The 25,401-nt window shown below is 74.3% G+C and carries 26 protein-coding genes and 2 pseudogenes; 14 read left to right on the forward strand and 14 right to left on the reverse strand.

Features of this window, described 5'->3' with window-relative positions:
• The first annotated feature begins 56 nt into the window (after nucleotides 1–56).
• A complete protein-coding gene (locus ADK41_RS11450) occupies nucleotides 57–887 on the forward strand; it encodes a hypothetical protein (RefSeq protein ID WP_030821288.1) in 831 nt (276 codons plus the stop codon).
• A 72-nt stretch (nucleotides 888–959) separates the two neighbouring features.
• Nucleotides 960–1,574, forward strand: coding sequence for a peptidoglycan-binding domain-containing protein (locus ADK41_RS11455; protein ID WP_030821286.1), 615 nt, complete (start codon nucleotides 960–962; stop codon nucleotides 1,572–1,574).
• 20 nt (nucleotides 1,575–1,594) lie between these two features.
• Here the strand turns inward: ADK41_RS11455 and ADK41_RS11460 are convergent, their stop codons facing one another.
• The 3 genes and pseudogenes from ADK41_RS11460 to ADK41_RS43060 form a co-directional block, all read right to left on the reverse strand.
• Nucleotides 1,595–3,910 carry a SpoIIE family protein phosphatase gene (locus ADK41_RS11460; RefSeq protein ID WP_030821284.1) on the reverse strand — a complete coding sequence of 772 codons (2,316 nt, stop codon included), beginning with the start codon at nucleotides 3,908–3,910 and terminating at the stop codon, nucleotides 1,595–1,597.
• Between the two features lie 157 nt (nucleotides 3,911–4,067).
• Nucleotides 4,068–4,336, reverse strand: a pseudogene (locus tag ADK41_RS43055) (hypothetical protein); the annotation flags it as partial.
• Nucleotides 4,329–4,659 (reverse strand): annotated as a pseudogene (locus ADK41_RS43060) (MurR/RpiR family transcriptional regulator); the annotation flags it as partial. The pseudogenes ADK41_RS43055 and ADK41_RS43060, both read right to left, overlap by 8 nt.
• Before the next feature lie 147 nt (nucleotides 4,660–4,806).
• Between ADK41_RS43060 and ADK41_RS42100 the strand changes: the two are divergent.
• Nucleotides 4,807–4,968 carry a hypothetical protein gene (locus ADK41_RS42100; RefSeq protein ID WP_167353468.1) on the forward strand — a complete coding sequence of 54 codons (162 nt, stop codon included), beginning with the start codon at nucleotides 4,807–4,809 and terminating at the stop codon, nucleotides 4,966–4,968.
• A 49-nt stretch (nucleotides 4,969–5,017) separates the two neighbouring features.
• On the forward strand, nucleotides 5,018–5,431 hold the full coding sequence (locus tag ADK41_RS11465; protein ID WP_030821282.1) for a DUF3662 domain-containing protein: 414 nt from the start codon (nucleotides 5,018–5,020) through the stop codon (nucleotides 5,429–5,431).
• Between the two features lie 239 nt (nucleotides 5,432–5,670).
• Here the strand turns inward: ADK41_RS11465 and ADK41_RS11470 are convergent, their stop codons facing one another.
• Together ADK41_RS11470 and ADK41_RS11475 are read right to left on the reverse strand one after the other, a co-directional pair.
• Nucleotides 5,671–6,174, reverse strand: a complete 504-nt coding sequence (locus tag ADK41_RS11470; protein ID WP_030821280.1) for a GNAT family N-acetyltransferase — start codon at nucleotides 6,172–6,174, stop codon at nucleotides 5,671–5,673.
• A gap of 102 nt (nucleotides 6,175–6,276) precedes the next feature.
• Entirely contained in the window at nucleotides 6,277–6,939 is a 663-nt protein-coding gene (locus ADK41_RS11475) for a nucleoside/nucleotide kinase family protein (RefSeq protein ID WP_030821278.1), read from the reverse strand.
• A gap of 92 nt (nucleotides 6,940–7,031) precedes the next feature.
• Between ADK41_RS11475 and ADK41_RS11480 the strand changes: the two genes are divergently transcribed.
• The 4 genes from ADK41_RS11480 (at nucleotide 7,032) to ADK41_RS11495 (ending at nucleotide 12,474) form a co-directional block, all read left to right on the forward strand.
• Nucleotides 7,032–7,769, forward strand: coding sequence for a beta-phosphoglucomutase family hydrolase (locus ADK41_RS11480; protein ID WP_030821276.1), 738 nt, complete (start codon nucleotides 7,032–7,034; stop codon nucleotides 7,767–7,769).
• Nucleotides 7,766–10,120 carry a glycoside hydrolase family 65 protein gene (locus ADK41_RS11485; RefSeq protein ID WP_030821275.1) on the forward strand — a complete coding sequence of 785 codons (2,355 nt, stop codon included), beginning with the start codon at nucleotides 7,766–7,768 and terminating at the stop codon, nucleotides 10,118–10,120. The genes ADK41_RS11480 and ADK41_RS11485 overlap by 4 nt, the downstream gene beginning before the upstream one ends.
• A 168-nt stretch (nucleotides 10,121–10,288) precedes the next feature.
• Nucleotides 10,289–11,800: a hypothetical protein gene (locus tag ADK41_RS11490; protein WP_037803611.1), complete on the forward strand. Its 1,512-nt coding sequence runs from the start codon at nucleotides 10,289–10,291 to the stop codon at nucleotides 11,798–11,800.
• Nucleotides 11,801–11,985: 185 nt separating this feature from the next.
• A complete protein-coding gene (locus ADK41_RS11495) occupies nucleotides 11,986–12,474 on the forward strand; it encodes a DUF5709 domain-containing protein (RefSeq protein WP_030821271.1) in 489 nt (162 codons plus the stop codon).
• 77 nt (nucleotides 12,475–12,551) lie between these two features.
• On the opposite strand, the gene ADK41_RS11500 is transcribed toward ADK41_RS11495, so the two are convergent.
• From ADK41_RS11500 to ADK41_RS11515, 4 genes are all read right to left on the reverse strand, one after another.
• Nucleotides 12,552–12,758: a hypothetical protein gene (locus ADK41_RS11500; protein WP_030821269.1), complete on the reverse strand. Its 207-nt coding sequence runs from the start codon at nucleotides 12,756–12,758 to the stop codon at nucleotides 12,552–12,554.
• 172 nt (nucleotides 12,759–12,930) lie between these two features.
• Nucleotides 12,931–14,133, reverse strand: a complete 1,203-nt coding sequence (locus ADK41_RS11505; protein ID WP_030821268.1) for a beta-1,3-glucanase family protein — start codon at nucleotides 14,131–14,133, stop codon at nucleotides 12,931–12,933.
• 315 nt (nucleotides 14,134–14,448) lie between these two features.
• Nucleotides 14,449–15,339: a Gfo/Idh/MocA family protein gene (locus ADK41_RS11510; RefSeq protein ID WP_030821266.1), complete on the reverse strand. Its 891-nt coding sequence runs from the start codon at nucleotides 15,337–15,339 to the stop codon at nucleotides 14,449–14,451.
• Nucleotides 15,340–15,474: 135 nt separating this feature from the next.
• The gene (locus tag ADK41_RS11515) at nucleotides 15,475–15,888 is read right to left on the reverse strand and encodes a VOC family protein (protein WP_030821263.1); all 414 of its coding nucleotides are present in this window, start codon (nucleotides 15,886–15,888) and stop codon (nucleotides 15,475–15,477) included.
• A gap of 218 nt (nucleotides 15,889–16,106) precedes the next feature.
• Between ADK41_RS11515 and ADK41_RS11520 the strand changes: the two genes are divergently transcribed.
• The 3 genes from ADK41_RS11520 (at nucleotide 16,107) to ADK41_RS11530 (ending at nucleotide 19,229) form a co-directional block, all read left to right on the forward strand.
• Nucleotides 16,107–16,964, forward strand: coding sequence for an aldo/keto reductase (locus ADK41_RS11520; RefSeq protein WP_030821260.1), 858 nt, complete (start codon nucleotides 16,107–16,109; stop codon nucleotides 16,962–16,964).
• Nucleotides 16,965–17,086: 122 nt separating this feature from the next.
• Nucleotides 17,087–18,856: an ABC transporter ATP-binding protein gene (locus ADK41_RS11525; protein WP_030821257.1), complete on the forward strand. Its 1,770-nt coding sequence runs from the start codon at nucleotides 17,087–17,089 to the stop codon at nucleotides 18,854–18,856.
• A gap of 112 nt (nucleotides 18,857–18,968) precedes the next feature.
• Nucleotides 18,969–19,229, forward strand: a complete 261-nt coding sequence (locus tag ADK41_RS11530) for a DUF5133 domain-containing protein (RefSeq protein ID WP_030821254.1) — start codon at nucleotides 18,969–18,971, stop codon at nucleotides 19,227–19,229.
• A 21-nt stretch (nucleotides 19,230–19,250) separates the two neighbouring features.
• On the opposite strand, the gene ADK41_RS11535 is transcribed toward ADK41_RS11530, so the two are convergent.
• Nucleotides 19,251–20,222 carry a GlxA family transcriptional regulator gene (locus ADK41_RS11535; protein ID WP_037803640.1) on the reverse strand — a complete coding sequence of 324 codons (972 nt, stop codon included), beginning with the start codon at nucleotides 20,220–20,222 and terminating at the stop codon, nucleotides 19,251–19,253.
• A 188-nt stretch (nucleotides 20,223–20,410) separates the two neighbouring features.
• On the opposite strand from ADK41_RS11535, the gene ADK41_RS11540 reads away from it, so the two are divergent.
• Nucleotides 20,411–20,884 (forward strand): hypothetical protein, encoded by a 474-nt coding sequence (locus ADK41_RS11540; protein WP_030821250.1) that lies wholly within the window; start codon nucleotides 20,411–20,413, stop codon nucleotides 20,882–20,884.
• A gap of 160 nt (nucleotides 20,885–21,044) precedes the next feature.
• Complete coding sequence (locus tag ADK41_RS11545; RefSeq protein WP_030821248.1) at nucleotides 21,045–21,248, forward strand: hypothetical protein; 204 nt, start codon at nucleotides 21,045–21,047, stop codon at nucleotides 21,246–21,248.
• A gap of 21 nt (nucleotides 21,249–21,269) precedes the next feature.
• Here the strand turns inward: ADK41_RS11545 and tgmB are convergent, their stop codons facing one another.
• From tgmB to ADK41_RS11560, 3 genes are all read right to left on the reverse strand, one after another.
• The gene (tgmB, locus tag ADK41_RS11550; RefSeq protein ID WP_030821246.1) at nucleotides 21,270–22,253 is read right to left on the reverse strand and encodes an ATP-grasp ribosomal peptide maturase; all 984 of its coding nucleotides are present in this window, start codon (nucleotides 22,251–22,253) and stop codon (nucleotides 21,270–21,272) included.
• 16 nt (nucleotides 22,254–22,269) lie between these two features.
• Entirely contained in the window at nucleotides 22,270–22,461 is a 192-nt protein-coding gene (tgmA, locus tag ADK41_RS11555; protein ID WP_030821244.1) for a putative ATP-grasp-modified RiPP, read from the reverse strand.
• Between the two features lie 120 nt (nucleotides 22,462–22,581).
• Nucleotides 22,582–22,908 (reverse strand): YkvA family protein, encoded by a 327-nt coding sequence (locus tag ADK41_RS11560; RefSeq protein WP_030821243.1) that lies wholly within the window; start codon nucleotides 22,906–22,908, stop codon nucleotides 22,582–22,584.
• Between the two features lie 241 nt (nucleotides 22,909–23,149).
• Here ADK41_RS11560 and ADK41_RS11565 point away from each other — a divergent pair, with 241 nt between their 5' ends.
• On the forward strand, nucleotides 23,150–23,821 hold the full coding sequence (locus tag ADK41_RS11565) for a hypothetical protein (RefSeq protein ID WP_158717640.1): 672 nt from the start codon (nucleotides 23,150–23,152) through the stop codon (nucleotides 23,819–23,821).
• A 293-nt stretch (nucleotides 23,822–24,114) separates the two neighbouring features.
• Here the strand turns inward: ADK41_RS11565 and ADK41_RS11570 are convergent, their stop codons facing one another.
• On the reverse strand, nucleotides 24,115–25,227 hold the full coding sequence (locus ADK41_RS11570; protein ID WP_106979385.1) for a hypothetical protein: 1,113 nt from the start codon (nucleotides 25,225–25,227) through the stop codon (nucleotides 24,115–24,117).
• Between the last annotated feature and the right edge of the window lie 174 nt (nucleotides 25,228–25,401).

The raw sequence follows: 25,401 nt of genomic DNA on the forward strand, positions 1-25,401 counted from the left end.
CCCCCTTTCCGCAGGTCGTTCCTATGATCGAGCCACCGCCGTCCCGAGGAGCCCGTATGCCGTCCGCCCGCCCCCGCGTCCTGTACGTCACCGACCTGGCCTACCCGGCCCGCGGACGCCGCTACGGCGACGAGGACGTCTTCCTCGCCTCCCGGCTGCGCGAGCACGTCGACCTCGCCCTGTGCCACCCGCGGGACGCCGTCGCCCTGATGGACGGCTTCGACGCCGTCGTGGTCCGCAACAGCGGTCCCGTACTGGAGTACCCGGACGCCTACGAGGCCTTCCGCGAGCGTGCCGCCGCGACCGGCACGCCGGTCTACAACCCGCTCACCGGCCGGGGCGACATGGCCGGCAAGCAGTACCTGCTCGACCTGACCGCCGCCGGCCGTCCGGTGATCCCCACCGTCGACCGGCCGGAGGACCTGCACCGGCTGCCCGCGGCGGAACGGTACGTGGTCAAGCCCAGGCTCGGCGCCGACTCCATCGGCCTGCGCGTCGTCCCCGCGGACGAGGTGCGCGGCCTCGTCGACGGGAACGTCCTGGTGCAGCCGCACATCGACTTCGCCTACGAGGTCTCCTTCTACTTCGTCGACCACGACTTCCAGTACGCCCTGTACGCCCCGCACACCGGGCGACGCTGGCAGCTGGAGCCGTACGAACCCGGCCCGGCCGACCTGGACTTCGCCCGGGGCTTCGTCGACTGGAACACCCTCGACCACGGCGTCCAGCGCGTCGACGCCTGCCGTGCGCCGGGCGGCGAACTGCTGCTGGTCGAACTGGAGGACCTCAACCCCTACCTGTCCCTCGACGCCCTCGACGACACCGGCCGGGAGGCGTTCGTGTCCGCCCTGACGGCGTCCCTGCGCCGTTTCCTCCACGACGCCTGAACCCGCGGCCCCTTCGTCACGTATTCCTCCGCGCAGGCGAATCGACTCCCCGCGGCACGGAAGGAGAGCGACGTGACGACACCGCCCGGACCGGGACGGCCGCACGACGGACCGCCCCTCGAACCCGTCCACGTCCTGCGCCCGCGCCGCACCGACGCACTCGCCGAGCTGTTCCGGGAGTTCGAGCGGGAGGAGCGGGGCGGGTACGAGTCGGTGCCGCTCTCCCGGCCGCCGCACGGGTCCGAGGACCGGACACAGGAGATCCCGCCCGTTCCCGCCGCCCGCCCCGCCTCCGGGATCCGCCGCACCGCCCTCGCGCTCGCCGTGGCCGCCGCCGCGGTGGCCGGCTTCGGCGGCGCGCTCCTGCTCGCGGGAGGCGAGGCCGACGACCGCGCGGCACCCGCCCCGCGTCCGTCCACGACCGTCCCCGCCACCCCGGCCCCGCCCGCCGCCCCCGCCGAGCAGGGGTTCCTGCGGGAGGGCGACTCGGGCCCCGAGGTGACCGAACTCCAGGAGCGGCTGCTGCGCGTCCCGGACGTCTACCGGTCCGGCGCCACCGACGGCCGCTACGACGCGGGCCTCTCCGCCGCCGTCGCCCGCTTCCAGCTCTGGTACGGCGTCCGGGGCGACGAGACCGGCGTCTACGGCGACGACACCCGTCTCGCGCTGGAGGCCCGCACCGGCTGACCGGGCGACCGCCCCGGCGGCTACCGCTCCTTCGGCACCCGGATGTCCAGCACGCACACGTCGTCGCGGCGCTCGTCCTCCAGCATCGCCTCCAGCAGCGTCCCCAGGGACCCGGCCGCGTCGCCGGGGCGGGCCGCCACGGCCTCGGCGAGACGCGCGAGGCCCACGTCGATGTTCTCCGGGGGCCGCTCCACCAGGCCGTCGGTGTACAGCAGCACCCGGTCGCCCGGTTCGAGACGGCACTCGGCCTCCTCGAAACGCGGTGCGGTGGCTCCGCCGAGCAGCATGCCGCCGGGCCGGCGCAGATACGTCACCTCGCCGTCGCGCAGCAGCAGGGGCGGGGTGTGTCCCGCCTGCGCCCAGACCAGGCGCCGGTCCGCCGGCCGGTAGCGGGCGAGCACCATGGTCGCGGTGGCGTGGCTGTCGCGGGAGTGCAGCAGCAGGGTGTTGAGCCGGGCGAGCGCGCCGGTCAGCGACGAGCCGGTGATGACCATGCCCTTGGCGGTGAACCGCAGCTGGGCCATGGTGGCCACGGCGCCGATCCCGTGCCCGGCGACGTCGCCGACGACGAACAGGGCGTCGCCGTCGGGCAGCTCGATGGCGCTGAACCAGTCGCCGCCGACGTGTATGCCGGCCTGGGCGGGAAGGTAGGCGACCTCGACGCGCAGTCCGGCCAGGTCGACCGCCCGCTCGGGCAACGGCAGCAGGGCGTTCTGCAGCCGGGCGACCAGGGACCGTTCGGCCTGGAGCACGTCGTGCTGGGTGAGGATGGCCCGCTCGGTCTCCACCAGGGCGAGCTCGGCCCGCCGCCGCGCGGTCAGGTCCTGCAGGAAGCCGTGCACCTCGACGGGCCTGCCGCGCAGGTCGGCCACCGCCTCGGCGGCGAGCCGCAGATGCCGGACGCCGCGCGCGCCGCGGACCCGGAACGGGGCGTCCAACGGCAGCGCCTCGTGGATCAGGGCGTCGACGGCGTGGCTCAGCGCGGACCGGTCCTCGGGCACCGCGAGCGCGGGGAGGTCGACCAGCCGGAGGGGCCCGTCCGCCGGGTCACGGCCGAGGATCGCGAAGACCTGCGACGACCAGGACGCCTCGGACGTGGTCAGGTCCCAGTTGGCCCAGCCGAGGTTGCCCAGCCGCTGCAGGTCGGTGAGCCGCTGCTCCTGCCGGTCGGAGGAGGCGCGCCGGACCCAGGTGACGACCAGCGCGTCCTCCACTCGGGTCACCCGTACGGAGTACGTCGTCAGCTCGGTGACGCCGTCCGCGGCCTCCTGGTGGGCGAACGGCTCGCTCTCGTACGCCTCCCCGCCCGCCAGGGTGTCCAGGCAGCCCTGCCACAGCGGGGTGTCCGCCAGGTCGGGCCGCACCTCCCGCAGCCGCCGTCCGGCCGGATCGCCCCCGGCGCCGCCCAGGACGGCGGACGCCTGCGCCGTCACGGCGTCGATCCGGAAGTCCTCGGTCCCGCCGGACGGGCTGCGCAGCGGGGTCAGCAGCATCGCCGCGACCGGCAGCGCCGCGAAGAGCGCCCGTACGGCGTCCGGGAGCGGGTCGGCCACGGCCCCGGACGGGGCCGTGCACGTACGCAGCCGGCCCGCGCAGAGCCGGACCGCTCCGCGCAGGTGGGCGCGGTCGCGCGGGGTGAAGGGAGCGGAGCGTCCGCGCAGCACACCGACGCAGACCTCGGGGGCGTCCCCGCCGGGCACCGGCAGCCAGGCGTGGGACCGCCATCGGTCGGGAGGGTCGCCGATCAGCAGGTGCCGCGCGCTGTCCTCGGCGAAGTCCTCCAGCCAGAGGGGCTCACCGGCCTCGAGCGCGTCCAGCGCGGCGACCCCGCTGAAGGGGGGCAGCCGACGCCACCGGGCGGCCAGCCGCTCGTCGACGCCGGCGTGCCCGAGCAGTTCGAGGCCACCGCCGGCACGGCGGGCGTAGATCATGACCGAGTCCGCGGCCAGGTCCTGCCCGAAGTGTTCCAGCAGGCACCGGGCCAGCTCCTGGGGGGTACGGGTATGCACCAGGACCCGGGCGAGACGGCTCAGGGCGTCGGCGACGTCGTCGGGGGCCGAGGGCGTCGCCGGCGGCTCACCGGGCCGGGCGGGCGCCAGTTCCCCCAGGGTGATCCAGCACTCCTCCAGCAGGGTGCGGCGGGCCGCCTTGGCACGCTGGAGCAGCGTCTCGTCGGCGGCGTCGGCGGAGCACCCGCTCAGCGCCATCACGACGCCCTTGGCCCGCTCCACGACGGCCGACGTCGCGGCCTGCTCGCGCAGCCGGTCCATCTCGGCACGCTGCCGGGCGACGACCTTGGCCAGTTCCATCAGGTCCGGCGCTGCTCCGGACCCCATCGGGACAATGGGCTCCCTCATCACGCCATGAGCATCGCACACGTCTCCCGGTTCGTTGACCGGCTCGGTCGCCCGGAATCCGCGCACGGCCCGGAGCGCGGGGGCGTGACGTGCGCGGCCGGTGGGGACCGGGGTCAGCGGCCGGACCCGGCCAGGGCCGGGCGGCCGCCCGTACGCCGCGGGCGATGTGCTGGAGCCGCGCGACCCCGGCCGCGTAGAGCTTGATCGTGTGCTCGACGACCCCTTCGTGCGGTCCGGCCCGGGGCAGGCCGGCCCGGGCGGTCCGCAGGGCGGTGCGGCCACCCGGATCTCGTGCTCGACCTGGATCCGGGCGTGCCGGGCCGGCGGGACGGGGTGTCGGACGAACACCGGGCAGCTCGCGCGGCGCGCGGGCACCAGCGTGCGCAGCCACGTGACCGCCGAGCGTGAGCGACCGGAGCCCCTCCCGCGGCGCGGGGCGGCCGCTGAAGCCGACCGCCGAGGCGAACCGGGTCACCGAGGGCCGACCCGCCCCGGCCCGGTCCGCGAGATCCGTGATCGACGGGAACGCCGCCTTTGCGATGTGCTCGATCAGGTACGGGGCGATGCGCCGCCGGCCGGGGGGAGAGCCGGGACCGGTCGAACAGCGTGCGGAGCCGGGCCGTCGGGGACACCTCCGGGTCCTGGCCCGCCTGCCCCGAAGTGATCGCGGACGCCTGTGCGCGTGCCTGCCGCGGCGATCGCGCCGGTGCGCCTCCTTCGTCTCCCACGGGGGTTCGACACAGCCCGCCCATCGTGGCGGTCGGGCCGCTCGCCGGAGCACACCGGACCGCCGCACCGGGGATATCCGCGCCCGTGCTGGGCACCCGACGGCACAGCGAAGCAGAAACCCCCTGACACACCAGGAGCCACCGGACATGACCGTCCCCGAGGAGAACCGGCCGAAGACCCGGGACACCGACGTCGTCGTCGAGCAGCGGCAGGACAAGGAGACGCGCGATCAGGGCGGCACCGGCCGCACGATGCGCGAGGCGCTGGAGGAGGCGGAGATCAAGCCCGACGACTTCCGGGAACGCTAGAGAACCCGCCGTCGCCCCGCCCCCGACCACGTTTCGAGCAGGTGAAAGCATGAGCGCCCTGAGCGCGCTGGAAGACGCCCTGGAGAACCGATGGGAAGCGCTGTGGACGCGCTTGTTCGGCCGGGAGCCGGTCGAACTCGTCGACGCCCTGCGGCGCGAGTGCGACAGCCACGCCGTGGTGTGCCGGGCGGGCCGGGTGATGGTCCCCAACGCCTACGACGTGGAGCTCGCCGCACCCGTGCACGAGGAACTGACCCGCCGCGGCAGTCGCGTGGGCCAGGCGCTCACCGACCGGCTGGCCCGGCACGCCGCGCGCCACGGTTACGAATGGGCGGGCCCGCTCGCCGTGCACGTCCGTCGGTCCGCCGAGGTCCCCAACGGCCGCTTCCGTGTGGCGAGCAGCGTGATGCCGCACGTGAGCGCGGACGCCTTCCAGCGGGTGGGGCAGGCGGAGGCGGTCTGAGGCCCGGTCGCCCCGGCCGCGGGTGAGGGCGCCGGGCCGCGGCCGGGTCCGCCTTCGCCCCACCCGCGGCCGGACCGGGGCCGGGCCGAGGCCGTCCGCGTGTTCCGCGGCTTCACCCGTGACGCCGACGGGAACGCCGCAGTCGTCGTGTCGGGACGGGGCGGGATCCCCCGGCCGTTCGAGTCGCGCACCCTCGCGGCGCGTCGCTCCGGCCCGGGTCCGGACCGGCAGGTCCGGCGTCACCGCGCCCGGTGCGCCACGGCCGGCGCCCGCGCGGCGAGTTCCTCCAGCGGGCCACCGGTCAGGCGGCACACCCTCCACTCCGTCAGCAGCCGTGCGCCGAGCGATTCGTAGAATCCGATGGCCGGCTCATTCCAGTCCAGCACCGTCCACTCGAAGCGCTCGAAACCGTTCTCCCGGCAGATCGCCGCGAGGGCGGCGAGCAGCGCCTTGCCGTGTCCGCAACCCCGGGTGTGCGGACGGACGTAGAGGTCCTCCAGATGGAGGCCGCGCGTGCCGGTCCAGGTGGAGAAGCGCGGGAACCACAGCGCGAACCCGGCGGTCTTGCCGGTGCCGTCGTCCTCCGCGATCAGGACGGACGCGGCGGGGTGCTCCCCGAACAGCGCCCGACGCAGCTGCTCCTCGGTGGCGCGTGCCTGCTCGGCGGCCTTCTCGTAGGCGGCGAGTTCGCGGATCATCGCGTGGATCTCGGGAATGTCGTTCACGGTGGCTGCTCTGATCATGCGCCAGAGCCTGCGGCACCGCGCCGGATCGCGTCCAGCCGGTTTCGAGGGCCGGGACGGCAGCGGCCGCCCGGCCGCCCGGCCGCCCGGCCACCGGCCGCCCTACGCCCCGGCGCCCGCGCCCGGCAGGGCCGACTCCGGCACCACGAGGTCGGCCCGCTCCCGTGTCGCGGCCACCAGCGCGGCGTTGCGCTCGTCCGTGCGCAGCACCCACGCCACCGCCTCCGCGTGACTCTTGCCGAACTCCTCGTGCCGGGCCACCAGCCGCCGCACCCGCTCCTCCTCGTCCAGGACGCAGAACCACACCTCGTCGAGCTGCGGCCGGACCCGCGCCCAGGCGCCGGTGTCCAGCAGCAGGTAGTTGCCCTCCGTCACCACCAGCCGGGCCGTCGGCGGTACCGGGAGCGCGCCCGCGACCGGCTGCTCCAGCACCCGCTCGAAACCGGGCGCGTACACCACGTCGTCGTACGTCTCCTCGCGCAGCCGCCGCAGCAGCGCCGCGTACCCGGCCGCGTCGAAGGTGTCCGGTGCGCCCTTGCGGTCGCGGCGGCCGAGGCGGTCCAGTTCGGCGTCGGCGAGGTGGAAGCCGTCCATCGGCACCTGCGCGACCCACGGCTCCCCGGCGCCGTTCAGCTCCCGCACCAACTCCCCGGCGAGCGTGGACTTTCCCGCGCCCGGGCTGCCCGCGATGCCGAGGATCGCGCGCCGTCCGCCCCGCGGGAGGGCACGGGCACGGCGGAGGAGGTCGTCGAAGGTCGGTGCCACACACAAGAGTGTGTCACCCGACCGCCGGAGTCCTGCCGCCATGTGGCCCGCGCCACTCACTGTTCGGCGCCGTACGGGGAACGGTGTCGGGTATGACGGATCTGGGTCTGCCCGATGACATCCTCGCCTGCCTCTTCGACCTCGACGGAGTCGTCACGAAGACGGCCGCCGTCCACGCGGCCGCATGGAAGGAGATGTTCGACGCCTTCCTCCGCGAACGGGACGGCGAGGCCTTCCGGCCCTTCACCGACGCCGACTACGACGAGTACGTGGACGGCCGCCCGCGCGCCGACGGCGTCCGCACCTTCCTCGCCTCCCGCGCCGTCGAACTGCCCGAGGGCGAACCCGGCGACCCGCCCGACGCCCGTACCGTGCACGGTCTCGGCAACCGCAAGAACGAGCTGCTGCTGGCGAGGATCCGCACCGACGGGGTGGAGGCCTACGACGGCACCCTGCGCTACCTCGCCGCGGTCCGCGCCCGCGGACTGCGCACCGCGATCGTCTCCTCCAGCGCCAACTGCCGTGACGTGCTGCGGTCGATCGGGGCCGAGGACCTCTTCGACGTCCGGATCGACGGTGTGGTCGCCGCCGAGCGCGGGCTGCCCGGGAAGCCGGAGCCCGACACCTTCCTCGCCGCGGCGGCGGACCTCGGCGTCGAGCCGTCCCGGGCCGCCGTGTTCGAGGACGCGCTGGCCGGCATGGACGCGGGCCGCGCCGGGCGGTTCGGATACGTCGTCGGCGTGGACCGCGTGGGCCAGGCCGACGCCCTGTACGCGCACGGCGCCGACCGGGTCGTGACGGACCTGGCCGAACTCGGGAGTGGCGAGTGATCGCACAGCGGGCGTACGACGTCGAACCGTGGACGGTGCGCGAACGGAACCTGGACCTGGACCTCCTGGCGCAGAGCGAATCGGTGTTCGCGCTGTCCAACGGCCATGTCGGCTGGCGCGGCAACCTCGACGAGGGCGAACCGCACGGTCTGCCCGGCTCCTACCTCAACGGCGTCCACGAACTCCACCCGCTGCCCTACGCCGAGGCCGGCTACGGCTACCCGGAGTCGGGCCAGACGGTCATCGACGTCACCAACGGCAAGGTGATCCGGCTGCTGGTCGACGACGAACCGTTCGACCTGCGCTACGGACGGCTCGTCAGCCACGAGCGGACCCTGGACCTGCGCCGGGGCGTCCTCGAGCGGACCTGCGAATGGACCTCCCCGGCCGGGTCCACGGTCCGGGTGCGCTCCACCCGGCTGGTCTCCCTCACCCAGCGGGCCGTCGCCGCCGTCGCCTACGAGGTCGAGCCCGTCGACAGCCGCATCCGTGTGGTGGTGCAGTCCGAACTGGTCGCCAACGAGAGCCTGCCCGGACCGGACGGCGACCCGCGCGCCGCCCGCGTCCTGAAGTCCCCGCTGGAACCCGAGGAGGACTTCGCCGAGGGCCACCGGCTGCGCCTGGTGCACCGCACCCGGCGCAGCGGCCTGCGGGTCGCGGTGGCCGCCGACCACGTCGTCGACGGCCCCGAACGCACCACCACCGGCTGCGAGAGCAACGTGGACGTGGCCCGGCTGACCGTCACCTCCGTCCTGGAGCCGGGACAGCGGCTGCGGGTGGAGAAACTCGTCGCCCACGGCTGGTCCGGCGCCCGTTCCCGGCCCGCCATGAGCGACCAGGTGGAAGCGGCGCTGGCGGCCGCCGCGCACAGCGGCTGGCAGGGACTCCTCGACGAACAGCGGGCCTGCCTCGACGACTTCTGGGACAGCGCCGACGTGGAGGTCGACGGCGACGAGGAGATCCAGCAGGCCGTCCGCTTCGCCCTCTTCCACGTCCTGCAGGCGGGGGCCCGCGCCGAACGGCGCGCGATACCCGCCAAGGGCCTGACCGGATCCGGCTACGACGGGCACGCCTTCTGGGACACCGAGGTGTTCGTGCTGCCCCTGCTGATCTGCACCGTGCCGGAGGCCGCCGCCGAGGCGCTGCGCTGGCGGCAGACCACCCTCCCCGTCGCCCGGGAGCGCGCCACCCAACTCGGCCTGCGCGGGGCCGCGTTCCCCTGGCGCACCATCGAGGGTTCGGAGGGTTCCGCCTACTGGCCGGCCGGCACCGCCGCCTTCCACGTCAACGCCGGCATCGCCGACGCCGTGGTGCGTTACGTCCAGGCCACCGGCGACGAACGCTTCGAACGCGACACCGGCGTGGAGCTGCTGGTGGAGACCGCCCGCCTCTGGCGCTCCCTCGGCCACCACGACGACCGGGGCGTCTTCCACATCGACGGCGTCACCGGACCGGACGAGTACAGCGCCGTCGCCGACGACAACACGTACACCAACCTCATGGCCCGGGCGAACCTGCTGGCCGCCGCCGACGCCTGCAAACGCCACCCCGACGCCGCGGCGGCCCTCGGCGTCGACGAGGAGGAGAGCGCCGGCTGGCGGGACGCCGCCGAAGCCGTCAACGTCCCCTACAACGACGAGCTCGGCGTGCACGAACAGCACGCGGGCTTCACCCGCTACCAGCGCTGGGACTTCACCCGCACCCGCGCCGGCCAGTACCCGCTGATGCTGCACTTCCCCTACTTCGACCTCTACCGCAAACAGGTGGTCAAACAGGCGGACCTGGTGCTGGCGATGCATACCTGCGCCGCCTTCTTCGAGGAGGTCTTCGACGAGGAGCAGATCGCCCGCAACTTCGCCTACTACGAGCCGCTGACCGTACGGGACTCCTCGCTGTCGGCCTGCGTCCAGGCCGTCCTCGCCGCCCGCACCGGCCACCTGGACCTGGCCCACGCCTACACCGCCGAGGCCGCTCTGATGGACCTCGCGGACCTGGAGCACAACACCCGCGACGGACTGCACATCGCCTCACTGGCCGGCGCCTGGACGGCGCTGGTCGCCGGGTTCGGCGGCATGCGCTGGGACGACGGCAGCCTCCGGTTCGCCCCCCGGCTGCCGCCGAGGCTGCGCCGCCTGGCCTTCACCCTGCGGTTCCTCGGCCGGCGCCTGCGCGTGGAGGTCACCGCGGACCGGGCCACGTACACGCTGCGGTCCGGGGCGCCGCTGACCGTCCGCCACCACGGTGCCGAGCTGACCGTGCGCGAGGGCGCCCCCGTCGAGCGTCCGCTCCCGGTGCCCCGGCCCCGCCCGGCGCCCGAGCAGCCCCCGCACCGGAGCCCGCACCCGCGCTGAGCGGCGGCGGGCCCCGGCGCGGACGGCGACGTCCCGCCCTGCGGGCCCGCCGCACGCGGGTTAGGTTGGCGGTGATCTCCGGAACGCCGGTTTCCCGAAACCCGTCCTTCAGAGCGCAGGGCCCGGGGAGCCCGGGACCCGACGACACGCGGGAGTGAGGGACGGACGATGACCGACGGCACCGGTGCCCTTCTCGCCGGCACACGGCGGCGCGAGCAGCGGGCCGGACCGGGCCCGGCGCGGCACGGCGGCACCCGCCCCCTCGCGGTGCTCGCCGCCGTCTTCACCCTCGCCCAACTCCTCCTGGTCCGCCCCGCGCTGGGCCTCGGCTGGGACGAGATCGTCTACACCAGCCAGGTCACCTCCCACCACCCGGCCGCCTTCTTCAGCGCGCCCCGCTCCCGGGGCGTGTCCCTGCTGGTGGCGCCCGTCGCGTCCTGGTCGGAGTCCACCGTCCTGCTGCGCGTCCACCTCGCCCTCCTCTCCGGCCTCGCCCTCCACCTGGCCCTGCGCTCCTGGCGCGGTCTGTTCCCCACCCGCGTCCTGGTCACCGCCGGCGCCTTCTTCGCCTCCCTGTGGGTGACGCTCTTCTACGGCCCCCAGGCCATGCCCAACTACTGGGTCGCCGTCGGCGCGCTGGCCGCGGTCGGCTGCTTCCTGCGCCACCGCGCGGACCCCTCGCCCGGTGGCCCCCTGTGGGGGATGGCGGCGGGGGCCGCGCTCATGGCCTGGATGCGGCCCACCGACGCCGTCTGGGTGACGGTCCCGCTCCTCGTCCTCGCCCTGGCCGGCCGGCACGGGCGGTCGCTGCTCGCCCTCGTCGGCGGTCTGCTGGCGGGAGGGGTCCCCTGGGTGGCCGAGGCGTACACCGCGTTCGGCGGCCTGCGGGAGCGGCTCGCCGAGGCCTCCCGGGTCCAGGGCGGCCTCGGCCTGAACATCGCCGTCGACGACCAGCTGCGCAGCCTGGGCGGGCGCGCCCTGTGCCGTCCCTGCACGGGCGCGATGCCCCACCCGGTGATCACCCTGTGGTGGTTCGTCCTGCCGCTGCTCGCCGTCCTCGGACTGATCGTCGCCGTACGGGCCCGCCGCACCCTGCGCACCGCGGTGCCGCTGGCCTGTGCCACGACCGCCGCCCTGCCGTACCTGTTCATGATCGGGTACGCGGCGCCCCGCTTCCTCCAGCCCGCCTACGCCCTGCTCGCGATCCCGGTCGCCGACGCGCTGTGGCACCTGGTCACGGCACCGCGCGGAAAGTGGCGGCCGGCCGCCAGGACCCTGGTCGCACTCGGGCTGGCCGGTCATCTCACGGTGCAGCTGACCGTCCTCGCGCACACGGTGGACCGCAACACCGACAGCCGCCGGGACTGGGCCCGCACGGCCGGCGACCTGCACCGGCTCGGTGTCCGCCCGCCCTGTCTGATCACCGGCCACGAGGCGATCCCCATCGGCTACTACACCGGCTGCTCCTCCGGCTCGACCGCCGGGAACAACGAGAACACCACGGCCGGGGAGATCCTGCGGACCGCAGACCGCATCCAGGTCGCCGCCCTCACCGGGCCCGGCGGCACACCGCCCGGGTACGCCCGCGCCTGGCCCGTCCACCGGCTCGGCGACCTCCAGGTCCGTGTCGCCCCGGCGCCCGGGTCCGACGGGACGACGGGTCTCCCGCGCGCCCGGTGACGGAGGTCCACCGCGCTCCACGACGCCGTCGGGCACGACTTCACGGCCGGCGGGGCCCGGACCTCGCCCGCGACCTCACCGGGACCCCCCCGCACCCGGCGCCACGAGGTTAGAGATCGCCTGACGGGAAACGCGGATCTGACACCGGGCCGAACGAGCCGACGCAGCGGAACAGGGAGGAAGCCATGGGCACCGAGCCGATGGGGGACGACGCGTACCAGCCCACCGGGAGCAACGAGGAGCAGGAGGACGCCGCGCCGCTCGACATGCAGGACGCCGTCGACGAACGCACCTACGACGACACCCTCGACGAGGGCTACTCCCCGCCGGAGAAACCGCTCGGCGTGACCAAGTACGGCACCACGGCCTCGGAGCAGCACGAAGGGGAGACCCTCGACCAGCGGCTGGCCCAGGAGGTGCCGGACGCGTCGGGGCCCGCCGGGGATGAGGTGGGCGACCTGCCCGGCGGCGAGGGCGAGCCGGTCGACCCGGAGGCGGGCGCCGGACGCGCCGGACGCCTGGTCGCCCCGGACGAGGGCGCCCACCCCGACACCACCAAGGAGGCCGTCGCCGAGGACGTCGGCATCGACGCCGGGGCGGCCGGCGCGGAGGAGGCCGCGATGCACGTGGTGGAGGACGAGACGGCGCTCCCCGAGGACCGGGACAGAACCTGACCCCGGCACGCCGCCGGCCCGGTGCGATCGCGCACCGGGCCGGCGGCCTGCTGCCCCGCGAACAGGCGTACGCGCGTTCAGGGCAGCATCTTGTCCAGGGCGGCGGGCCCCTCCTCGTTCAGCTTCCGCCTGGCCCACTCGAGGTTGTGCGGGGTGAGGTCCTTGCCCGAGGCAAGAACGAGGTCTTCCGGCGACACGTCGGTGCCGGTGCGGGCGTGGAGCAGGCTGTCCGGGGTGGCGCTGTCCTCGGGCTGCCGGGACGCGTCGGGCTGGGACGTCGACATCTTCTGGCTCCTCGGGTCCGGATCGCTGGAGCGGCCCCGGTGCTGTCATCGGGTCCGATACTCAACCATTCAACGCGGGGGCCCGCCGTGCATCCGGAACGCCCGCGGCGCCGCGGTGAAGGGCCGCTCCTGTACCTTCCCCGGCCCGCGGGAAACCTGCTCCACGGGCCGCCTAGAAGGCCGTGAGCGTCAGCCGCAGGCCCGTGGGCGCCGTGTCCTGGATGTAGGAGGCGAAGTCGGCCACGTCGTCGAAGGCGAAGCCGTACGCCCTGCCGTCCTCGGTGGCCGTGTGGACGGCCTTGGCGTAGTGGTTGGTGAGTTCGGTCCGGTAGAAGACCGAGGCGTCGGCCGTCGGCTGGTCCGGGTGGCTGAGCAGCGTCGAACGGTTGAAGCCGGCGCCCAGCACGGCGGCCACCGGGCCGGTCGTGCCGTCGTTGGGGGCGGCGAGGGCGCCGTCGCAGAACAGCACGTCCCGCGTGGAGGGCTTGCCGAAGGAGACCTGGGCGGGCCCGTCGAAGGTGAACCGCTCACCGCGCACCCGGCCGGTGAAGGTACCGGCGTTGGTGGTGACCTTGAGGTCCCGGCCGGTGTAGGTGCTCCACACCTCGTCGATGTACGGGGCGAGGTAGTCCTTCGCGAACAGACCGGCGTCCAGACCGTGCCCGGGGGCGATGATCCGGGTGTCGTCCACGACGAGCCGGGAGAACGCCTCCACCTGCTTGACGGCGGCGAACGCGGCCGCGCGGCCGCCCGCGCGCACGGTGCCGGTCGTCTGGTCCTCGGCGCCGGTGAGCCGGATGCTCATCGGCACGCTGAACATGTCGACCATGGTCGTGTTGCAGAACATGCCCGAGGAGTTGTACGTGAACTCGGCGCAGTCGTGGAGCACGCCGTAGTTGGGGTCGGAGGCGACCCAGCCGGCCGGGTACTGCAGCGCCGCGTCGCCGTTGCCGTCCGTGACGACCTTGAACTTGAGCTTCGCGCCGAGGGAGACGTAGATCCGGCCGGACATGTACGGCAGGGAGAGCTTGGTCCCGCCACTGCCGGCCAGGCCGATCGCGTAGTCGGCGAAGCCGTCCGGGCCGTTGTCGGAGGCGGCGACGGGGACGACGGCGCCCTCCGGGGTGACCCGGACCTGACGGCCGTCCACGTTGCCCACGATGTAGAGGTGCACGTTCGCGTTGCCGAAGGAACCGCTGTCGTTGACGATCGTCAGCGGCAGGGCCCCCGCCGCGGCGCCGGCCTTCTGCTCGCCGGACTGGTCCGCGAGGGCGTGCGGGGCGATCGCCGCCGCCGCGGGAAGGGCCACGGCGGCTCCGCCGAGGGCGAAGAGGACCTTGCGGCGGCCGAGGTCGCGCTGATGGCGGGGAGTCATGTGGGGGATCTCCAGGGGTCTCGTGCGGGTCGCTGACCGCGTCGGCCCGCCGACGTGGGGAGGCGGCCTGGGAGGGAGCGCTCTCAGGCGGTACGTCGGCACCGGCGCGCGGCATTGATGGTAGGGACGGCCGCGCCCCCGGCCAACGGTCCGACTTGTCCGCAACACCGCTCTGACCTGCTGTTCCTTCAAAGACCGACGACTGTCCAACGATCACTTAACCGGCCTTTAAGGGCTGCTTAAGCCGGTCGGGACCCCCAGCCACGGAGCGCGTCGGGAGCGCTCCGTTCCGCAGTCGGCCGGCCGGCGCCGCGGTCAGCGGGTCGTGCCGCCCAGCTGGGCCTCCGCCGCGGCCAGGATCTCCGTCACCCGGAGCGCGAACGCCGCGTCGCAGGGATGGGGGACGCCGGTGCCGGCCGCGGCGAGGAGGGCGTCCGCGGCCCGGGCGAGCGCCGGGGCCGCCCCCTCGGAGGCCTCCGGGAGACCGGTGACGCCCGCCGCGCCGCGGAGCTCGACCATGGCGCCGGCCGCGGCCGGGGGAGCGGTCAGGCTCAGGGTGAGGCTGCTCGACGCGCCGCCCGCGTGGTCGAGGACGAGATGGACGGTGTCGCCGGGGCCGTACGCCGCCGCCGTCACCCGCCGCGGTTCGCCGAGCACCGGAAGCAGGACGGACAGGGCGTGCGGGCCGACGTCCCACAGGGCGCCCTTCTCCCGCCGCCACTCAGAGGCGGCGAAGGGATCGCCGTCGGAGGTGAACACCGCCCCGAGCCACTGCGCGCGCCCGGTGAACCAGCCGCCCACGCGCGCCTGTTCGGTGATCCACGCCTCCGGCTCCGGCTGGAAGCGGGTGGTGAAGAAGACCACGGACGCGACCCCCGCCTCCCGGGCCGCCCCGACCACCGCGCGCCCCTGCGCGACGGTCGGCGCGAGCGGCTTGTCGAGCAGCAGGTGGCACCCCGCCCGCGCCGCGCGCACCGCCAGCTCCGCCTGCACCGCCGGCGGCAGCGCGACGGCGACGGCGTCCACGTCGGCGAAGAGCGCCTCGACGTCGTCGTAGGCCCGGGCGCCGTGCAGACCGGCGAGCTCCTCGGCGGCCTCGGGCCGGCGGCCCCACACGCCGGCGAGGTCGAGGTCGGGGTGCCCGCTCAGCGCGGGGGCGTGGGCCGCCCGCGCCCAGGGTCCGGTGCCGAGCAGTCCGATCCGCATGCCGCCGCCTCTCCCGGTGCGGCGACCGCCGCCGGACCGGTGTCCTGTCGCGCTCCGCCGGCGCGCTCCGGTCAGTACGGTGGTCCCCGCCGGAACGCCGTGTCAACGGCCGCCCGCCGGGAGACCGTCCGGGGCTCAGCCCCCGGGCTGGTTGATGTTGACCATCCAGGGGACGCCGAAGCGGTCCGTGCACATCCCGAACACGTCCCCCCACATCTGCTTCTCCAGCGGTACGGCCACCGAGCCGCCGCCGGACAGCTTCTCCCAGTAGCCGCGCAGCGCGGACCCGTCCTCGCCGCTGACGCACACGGCGAAGTTGTTCCCCGGGGCGTACCCCATGCCCGGCGGCATGTCGGCGCCCATGAAGGTGAAGCCGGCCGTGCTCGCCAGCATGCCGTGCATGATCTTGTCGGTGTTGTCGGCTCCGGCCCGGCCGAAGTCGCCGTACGTGGTGAGCCGCAGCTCGCCGCCGAAGACCTCCTTGTAGAACTCCAGCGCCTGCCGTGCGTTCCCGTCGAAGCTGAGGTACGGAGTGAGGAGCGAGGCCATGATTACCTCCCGGAATGTCCGCAAAGGGCCGACTGCGCGCAGCGTAACGCCGGGTATCGGCGCCCGCGCGGCGGCGGTGTGGCGGGCGGGGCCCCGATTCAGCGCCCCGTCTGCTGAATGCGTTCGCTTTCTTCTATTGGATTTCGGGCCGTGCGGGGGCCAGGCTGGTACGCGCTTTCCAAGATCGTGGGACGACAGCCGGAAGAGGTCACGCGCACATGCACACCCGCCGTATCGGTGACGTCGAGGTCGGTGCCGTCGGACTGGGCGCCATGCCCATGTCGATCGAGGGACGTCCGGACGAGGCCCGCTCCCTGGCCACCCTGCACGCCGCGCTGGACGCCGGTGTCACCCTGATCGACACCGCGGACTCGTACCACCTGCGCGCCGGCGAGGTCGGCCACAACGAGACCCTGATCGCCAAGGCCCTCGCCTCCCACGACCGGGGCGGCGACGTCCTGGTCGCCACCAAGGGCGGTCACCTGCGCCCCGGCGACGGCAGCTGGACGCAGGACGGCAGCCCCGCACACCTGAAGCGGGCCTGCGAGGCCTCCCTGCGCCGGCTCGGCGTGGAGGCCATCGGGCTCTACCAGTTCCACCGGCCCGACCCCCGCGTCCCGTACGCGGAGTCCGTCGGCGCGCTGCGCGAACTGCTGGACGAGGGGAAGATCCGCATGGCCGGCGTCTCCAACGCCGACCCGGAGCAGATCCGGCAGGCCGACGAGATCCTCGGCGGCCGGCTGGCCTCCGTGCAGAACAAGTTCTCCCCGGCCTTCCGCTCCAGCGAGCCGGAGCTGCGCCTGTGCGACGAGCTCGGTATCGCCTTCCTGCCCTACAGTCCGTTCGGCGGCATCGCCCGGGCCGGTGAACTCGCCTCGGCCCACGCCCCGTTCGCGCGGATCGCCCGGGCGCACGGGGTGAGCGCGTACCAGGTGTGCCTGGCGTGGATGCTCGCCAGGTCGCCGGTCGTCGTCCCCATCCCGGGCGCGAGCCGGCCGGAGTCGGTCACCGACTCGGCGGGCGCCGCCGGTCTCGTCCTGACGGCCGAGGACGTCGCGGAGCTGGACGCCGCCTGATTCCGCCCCGCCCGTCTCGGGCGCCGGACGCCGTGGGCGGACACCTCGCGTGCCTGGTGTACTCCTGGCGCGCAGGCCGAGAAAGCGCTTGCTGAAGAAAGTCACAGGGAGGACCACCGCCCATGGCGTCGTCGCCGGAAAGACCGCTCGACCACCGCTACCGCGGCGAGCACCCGATCCGCACCCTCGCCTATCTGTTCCGCGCCGACCGCGGCCGGCTCGCCGCCGCGGTCGGCGTCTTCACGGTCAAGCACAGCCCGGTCTGGCTGCTGCCGCTGATCACCGCGTCCATCATCGACACCGTCGTGCAGCACCAGCCGATCTCCCGGCTGTGGACCAGCGCCGGCGTCATCATGTTCATCCTGCTGGTCAACTACCCGCTGCACGTGCTGTACGTCCGCCTGCTGTACGGCAGCGTCCGCCGCATGGGCACCGCCCTGCGCTCCGCGCTGTGCACCCGCATGCAGCAGCTCTCCATCGGCTACCACTCCCGGGTCAGCGCCGGTGTGCTCCAGGCCAAGGTCGTGCGGGACGTGGAGACCGTCGAGCAGATGGTGCAGCAGACCGCGGAGAACGGGCTCGGCGCGCTCACCGTCCTCACCGGCGGACTCGTCATCATCGCCGTCCGCACCCCCGAGTTCCTCCCCGTCTTCCTGATCGTCGTGCCCGCCGCGGCCCTGCTCGTCGCCCGGCTCCGGTCCCGGCTGCGCACGCACAACGAGCACTTCCGCCACGAGGTGGAGACGCTGTCCTCACGGGTGACGGAGATGACCCGGCTCATCCCCGTCACCCGCGCCCACGGCCTGGAGGGCAAGGCGCTGCGCCGGATGAACGGCACCCTGAACCGGCTGCTCACCTCCGGGATGCGCCTGGACCTGGTCAACGGCCGGTTCGGCTCGCTGGCCTGGGTCGTCCTCAACGTCGTCGGCGTGTGCGTGCTGACCGGCGCGGCTCTCATCTCGTACTACGACGTCTGGGGCGTCACCGCCGGCGACGTCGTGATGCTCAGCGCCTTCCTGACCACGCTCACCAACTCCACGACCACGCTGGCGGGGCTGGCCCCGGTCATCACCAAGGGGCTGGAGTCCGTCCGCTCGGTCGGCGAGGTCCTCCAGGCCCCCGAACTGGAGGACAACGCGGGCAAGGCGGAGGTCGACGGAGTGCGCGGCGCGATCACCTTCGAGGGCGTCGGCCACGCGTACGAGACCGACGGGCGCCCCGCCGTGCGCGACTTCACCCTCGATGTCGCCCCGGGCGAGACCATCGCGCTCGTCGGCGCCTCCGGGGCGGGCAAGTCCACCGTGCTCAACCTGGTCATCGGCTTCATCCGCCCGACCTCCGGCCGGCTGCTGCTCGACGGCGCCGACATGAGCGGCCTCGATCTGCGCACCTACCGGCGCTTCCTGTCCGTGGTGCCCCAGGAGTCGATCCTGTTCGACGGCACCGTCCGGGAGAACGTCGCCTACGGCATGGACGACGCCGACGAGGAGGCGGTGCGGGCCGCGCTGCGCGACGCCAACGCGCTGGAGTTCGTCGACCGGCTGCCCCAGGGCCTCGACACCCTCGTCGGGGAGCGCGGTGCACGGCTGTCCGGCGGACAGCGCCAGCGCCTCGCCATCGCCCGCGCGCTGATCCGGGACCCGAAGGTGCTGGTCCTCGACGAGGCGACCTCGGCCCTCGACACCCGCTCGGAGGCGCTGGTGCAGGAGGCCCTCGGCCGACTGCTGCGCGGGCGCACCACGTTCGTGGTGGCCCACCGGCTCTCCACCGTGCGCGGCGCCGACCGGATCGTGGTGATGGCGGACGGCCGGATCCAGGAGATCGGCACCCATGAGGACCTGCTGCGCCGGGGAGGGGCGTACACGGCGCTGCACAGCGGTCAGGTGGCCTGATCGCCCGGTCATGGTACGGCGGTTTTCGGTCAATTGCGGTCGGTCGGGCAAGTGGGGTGAGTGCTTCCGCCTACTCCGGGCATACGGAGCGAAAACCAGAGAGGGGCGCTTCGTGCTCGCACCGGATCCCAAGGTCGTCAGACGGTTGCTCACACGGTACGCGACGCTGCGGATAGCTCAGGCGGAACGGTACTCGTCGGAGGCGGCGCGTGAACTGGACGACGTCAGCGAGACGCTCTGCGTGATGACGGGGGCGTCCCGCGTCCAGGACGCCATCGCCCTGGCCGACGCCCTGCTCGACGGGGCACGGCCCGCCGCGGGCCGGGCGGCCCCGCGGGCGGACGGGGAGAGCAGCCTGCCCCTGGCCGTCTGAGCCGCCGGACCGCTCACCCGTTCACCCGCTGCCCGCGACGGCGGCGCGCCGTCCGTTGAACGCCGAGCGGTAGGCGTACGGCGTCGTGCCCACGACCTTGCGGAACCGTTCGCGGAAGGCCGTGGGCGAACCGAACCCTGCCTGCCGGGCGATCCGCTCGACCGTGTGGTCGCTGTTCTCCAGCAGGTACTGGGCGCGCCGCACCCGCGCCCGCAGCAGCCACTGCAGCGGCGTGGTGCCCGTCTGCTCACGGAACCGGCGGCTGAAGGTGCGCTCGCTCAGGCCGGCCCGCGCCGCCATCGCCCCGAGGGTGACCTCGTGCGCCAGATTGTCCTCGATCCACTCCAGCAGCGGTTCCAGATCCGACCCGCGGGGCACGGGCGGGTGCTCGTGCACGATGAACTGGGCCTGGCCGCCCTCCCGCTCCAGCGGCATCACCGACATCCGGGCGGCGTTCGCGGCCACGGCCGATCCCAGGTCCCGGCGGATCATGTGCAGGCACATGTCCAGCGCGGCGGCGGCGCCGGCCGAGGTGAGGATCTGCCCGTTGTCGACGTAGAGCACGTCCGGCTGCACGTCGACGCGGGGGAAGTCCCGGGCGAGCCGCCCGGCGGCCACCCAGTGCGTGGTGGCGCGCAGGCCGTCCAGCAGCCCGGCCTCCGCCAGCACGAACGCGCCCACGCACACCGAGGCGATCCGGGTGCCCGCCCCGGCCGCGTCCCGCAGGGCCGCGAGCACGGCGGGCGAGAGCGGGGCCGCGCCCTCGGCGCGGCCCGGGACGATGATCGTGTCGGCGTCCGCCAGCGCTTGGAGTCCGCGCTCGACGCGCAGGGTGAAACCGCCGTCCGCGATCACCTCCGGCCGCTCGGCGCACAGCCGGACCCGGTAGGGGCGCCGGCCGTCGGGCAGCCGCGTCCAGTCGAGGACCTGCATGGGCGCCGCCATGTCGAACGGCACGACCCCATCGAGAACCAGAATCGCCACGGAGTGCATGACCGCCACGATAGGCGGTTTCCCGCCACCTTCGGGACCAGCGGCACAGGGGCGGTGACGCGGGCGATCCGTGGTGAACCGCCTTGGCGAGAACCCGTCGGAACCTGTCGTTTCAGCCCCTGGGTGATCACCCGGCGGGTCCCTAACGTGAGCCCGGCACCGCCGATCACACCAAGGAAAGAGTTCCGGTGACCAAGCTCCTGCTGTCCCTCCACGTCCTGGCCGCCATCGTCGCCGTCGGTCCCGTCACCGTCGCGGCCAGCATGTTCCCGCCGGCCGTACGCCGCGCCCTCCCGGCGGAGGGCGGCGAACCCGTCGCGACGGCCGTGGCCACCGTCGCGCTGCTCCACCGCATCTGCCGGGTCTACGCCCGCGTGGGGATCGCGGTGCCCCTCCTCGGTCTCGCCACCGCGCTGGCGATGGGCGTCCTGGACGACGGCTGGCTCGTCACCTCGGTCGGCCTCACCGCGGCCGCCGCCGGGGTCCTGCTCGCCTTCGTGCTGCCCCGGCAGGACGAACTCGTCGGACAGCTGGGCGGGAGCCGGCCCGTCGACCGCCGGAGCACGGTACGACTCGCCATGTTCACCGGGGTGTTCAACCTGCTGTGGGCGACCGTCACCGCCCTGATGATCGTCCGCCCCGGCTCGACGACGGGCGCCTGACCGCCCGGACCGCCCGGAGTCACCGATCTGCGCCTGATGTCCGTAATGCCCGTTCCGTGTTCCGTCGTGCCGGGGAATTCCCCCTTCGGGAGGGTCGGCCGCCTAGACTCTGCAGTCGCGTCCCGCATCGGGGCCGACGAGCAGAAAGGCACGTTGACGGGTGTTCCAGGATTCCCCCATCTACGACCGACTCATCGCGGAGTGCGGCGACGTGCCCGCACAGGTGCGACGCGAGGCCGAACGCGTGAGCAGGGAGCTGGAGCTGGTCATGCGGCCCCTGCAGTCTCCCGGCCTCGACCGGCCGCACTCCCCGGGCAACGGCTGGCAGCGTACCGCCCTGCTGCCGGGACCGCGGTCGCACTGAGCCCGGTGCGGTGACGGGCCCTCACCGCACCGTGCTGCCCGCCTCGGCCGGCTCGGCGGGTTCGTCGGGAAGGGGACGGGACAGCCACTCGGCGATGGTCCGGGCGATCGGTTGCCCCGTTTCCACCTCCACGAACCCGAACTGCCCCGACTGGTTGCATTCCAGGAACCACCAGGTCCCGTCGGCGTCCTCGGCGAAGTCGAAAGCGCCGTACGCCAGTTCGGACCGGCGCAGATAGTCGCGTACGGCATCGGCGGTGCGCGCCGGGACCTCGACCGGCTCCCAGGGCGACCCGGGAGCGGCGAAACGCACGTCCACCTCCTCCGGATCCGCGTCCGGCCGCGTCGCCTTGCGGGCCGCCAGCAGCCGCTCGCCCACCGCGGTGAGCCGGATGTCGGCCCGCTTGGCGATCCGCCGCTGCAGCAGCGTCGGTCCGAACGCGACCGCGGAGAAGTCCGTGTCCGGCGCCACCCTGCTGGTCGGCACCGCCCTCGGCGGGTCCTGCGGATGCGCCCCCGACACCGGCTTGACCACCAGGTCCGGGAAACGCTCCGCGAACTCCCGCGCGGCACGCGGGAACGTGGTGATCACCGTGGCCGGCACGGGCAGGCCGCAGCGCTGGGCCAGCCGCAGCTGCCACGGCTTGTGGCGGGCCTGCCGGGCCGCGTCCGGGTGGTTCATCCACCGCGCGTCACCACCGCGCAGCATGCCGTAGAGCGCCTGCGAGGCCTCCTCGGTCAGCCATGCGGACGGCTGCGCCGCGCGCCCGGCCGGCGTGCCGGGCCGGCGCACCCACACGGACCGCAGCCCGCAGATGCCCACCAGCCGCCCGCCGACGGACAGATGGCCGCGGAAGCGGCCGTGGACGTACTCGCCGGACAGCGAGACGCCGCCCGTCAGATCGGCGGGATCGAGGCGCACCACCGGTACACCGGAGCCGTTCAGATGGACGACCACCATGTCGGCGGTCACGTCCTCCTCGCAGGTGAGGATCAGCACGGTCATGGTTCACGGTCCGCGTTCAGTCGTCGAAGTGGGTCTTGGAGCCCGCGGTGGACGTCGTCGTCCCCGCCTCGCGCAACAGTGCGTGGTCGCAGGCCGCGATCCGCCCGTCGCCGAGTACGTTCAACTGCAGTCCGGAGTCATACGCGTACGGAGTGGCAACGGCCAACTCCACCGCCGGACGTGCGTAGTTGAGCGCGAACGGTTGCATCGTCTCTCCCTCGTCGGTGCTGCGCCGAGCAGGCAACGGCCCACGGTGCGCCGTTGCTTGGTCCGCCGACTTCTTTTGGCTTCCAGAGACTTATACGAATCGAACGAGTGGTTGGTTTCCTTACGGAGCGTAATCATCGGCGGGTCGCCGACCGCTCCGCCGGAGAGCTCCTCCGGGAGCCCGGGCGCCGGAGGAACCCCGCAGGGTGCGCAGAGCCAGCAGCAGCACGCCCACGTCGTCCAGATAGACCGGATCGGGCAACAGGTCGGTCGGCAGCACCAGATAGAGAACCGCGCCCCAGAACACCCAGCGGGGCCCCGTGGGCAGACCCGCGTGACGCAACTCACGCCGTGTGCGCACCAGTCGGACCAGGACGGCGATGGCGCCGGCCAGCACCGCGGCCGCGAGGACCGCGGCGACGACGAGCAGCACGGTGGTCGTCTCCAAGGGACCGCCCTCCTTCCGTGACCCGTGCCGCGGCCTCGCCGCGGCACAGCCTGCACTGAGCGGATTCCCGCTCGCGGCGCCGGTATGGCGGCGGGGACCGGCCATACGCGCACACGCCCGGTGCCCCGCGGGATCCGTGCGAAACGACGGATCACCGCAGGTCGTCCCGGTGCCTCAACCGAGTGGCGGCACGGGGTGGGGGCGCCTAGAAATGGTCATCAGCCTTCTCATGGAGCCGATCATGACCACCTGCTCTTCGTCGCCTTCCTCGAACGAACCGGTCATACCCGCCGGGGCGGCCCCACTCTCCGCCACGACGGCCGCGGCGACCGGCCGGTCCGCCGGCGAACCGGCCGGGCCGATCGACCGCCCGGCCGCCCACCGCCCGGCCGCCCACCGCCCGGCCGCCCACCGGCCGGCGACGGCCGACCCCCGTTCCGGGGACGAGGGCGACCGCCGGCCCGACAGCCGTACGCCCGAGCCGGTCGACGGGGCCGTGGTCCGGTCGGACCGGCTCGCCGTGGTGGCCCTCGCGGTGTGCGCGATGGCCCACTTCCCGCCGCGGTACGACGGTGTCCCCCTGGGCCTGCACGCCCTCGCCGTCGGCCTGTCGGTGTGCTGCGCGGCACTCGCGCTGATCCTGGTGGTACGCCCCGGTGCGGTGGTCCTCGCGGGGGCGGTCGTGGTCCCGGCGGTCCTGGCCGTGGCCCACGTCCACGGCGGCTCCCTCCCGTCGGCCGCCCTGTCCCGGTCCGTGGACCTCGTCCTCGCGCCCCCGTGGTTCGCCGCCCCGGTGGCCGCCGCGGCCGCCCTGCTGGCCCTGGCGGCGCTGGTCGTACGCGTGGCGTCCGCACGTCCCGCCGCCCGCCGGACCCCTTCGCCACCCCCGAAGACCCGCCGCACGGCGGACTGACGCCCCCACCGGCCCCCGAGCCGGCGGCGGGATCCGTCACCACGGCCGCCCGCACCGCCCCGAGACCGCGGGCGGTGCCGCCTCCCCGGCGCCTCGAGGGCCCGGGGGGGCGCCCCGTCGGCGCCGGACCGCGTCAACCGCCCCCGGCCCGCGACCGTCCGGCGGCCTCGCCCGCCGCGGGACCCGGCCGCCACCGCCCGCGGAACAGGGCCCGTACGCCCACGCCGGCGCGCCCCGGCGACCGCCCTCCCCGCACACCGCGTCCGGGCCGGACCGGATCGGACCGGAAGTGACTAATGGTCCAGTGCGGCCGGGTCCTCGGGGGCGGGGCGGCGGGTCCTGGCGCCGACCTTGAGGCGTTCCAGGGTGCGCGTCAGGGGAGACGGGGTCCGGGGCGCGGGGGGCTGCCCCGCGTCAGGGGATCCGGCGGACTCCCGGTACGCGGCCAACGCCTCGTGCGCGCGTTCCGCGGCCTCCCGGTACAGGTCCCGTGACTTCGTCATCGCCTCCAGCGCCTCGGCGTACATCGCCACCAGCGCCCGCTCGCGCACGAGCTCCTCCGCCGTCGTCAACAGACGCCACTCCTCCCGCAGCGCCGTCAGCGCGTCCCGCGCCCCGTCCGGCAGCGCCCGCGGCAGCGCGTCGTACCGGACCACCGCCTCCACGAGGTCGACCGGTTCCGTGCCGTCCAGGAACACCGCGCGCACGGCGAAGTCGTCGGCGTCGTAGCCCTCCGGGGCGGGATCGCCGGGCAGCACCACCGCGCCCCCGCGCGGAACCTCCACGCCGAACTCCCGCAGCGCCCAGTTCGCCACCCGCGACTGCTGGGGCGCGGCCCGGTGCTCCACCACCCGGTCCCGCAGCCCCGGCGGCAGCCAGCGCGCGAGCGGTATCCGGCCGCGCTCGTCCGGGGTCATGGCCTCGTGGACGACGACATGGACGTGCCACGGGTCGCGCGCGCAGTCGCGCAGCAGCCGTCGTACGGCCTTGTCGTCCTCGGGAAGCGGATTGATCACGCCCGCCCGCAGTCCCGTCACCGGGTCGGTGTTCCACTCCGCGTCCGGCTCCGACGGCCAGAACATGGCGGCCGGGGAAGGCCAGGAGGGGTCCCAGGGCCGCTCCGCCTCGGCGACCAGGACCCAGTCCCGGCCCGCGTCCGTGCCGGGCGCGAGGCTCAGCCGGGCGCGCACGGTGACCCCGTCGGTGACCCGCGTCCGAGATTCGAACACCAGGTCGGGGGAGGTCTCCGTCGGGGGGAGTTCCAGGAAGTCGTCGATGTCCTGGCCGGCCTTGAGCCAGTGCAGGGTGTGCCGGAGCGCCGCGTCGGGTGTGGCGCCGGTGTGGCGGCCGCGGGCCAGCCAGACGGTGGGAGGGACGGTGGGGCGGGCTGAGGAGGAGGTCGGCATGGGTCCAGTCGTGAGCGGGGGCACGTGTTCCTGCCAGTATCGTCGGGGCCGGCCGGAGGGTTGAGCCGGGGCTCCGCCGGTCGGCGTGTCGCGCACGGGGTGCGCGCGGCGCACACGCGGGGACGGCGGTTCACCCGTGGCCCCGGAGGCGGGGCCGTCACCACCATGGATCCC

The sequence above is a fragment of the Streptomyces caelestis genome, from assembly GCF_001279005.1.
Lineage (GTDB): Bacteria > Actinomycetota > Actinomycetes > Streptomycetales > Streptomycetaceae > Streptomyces > Streptomyces heliomycini.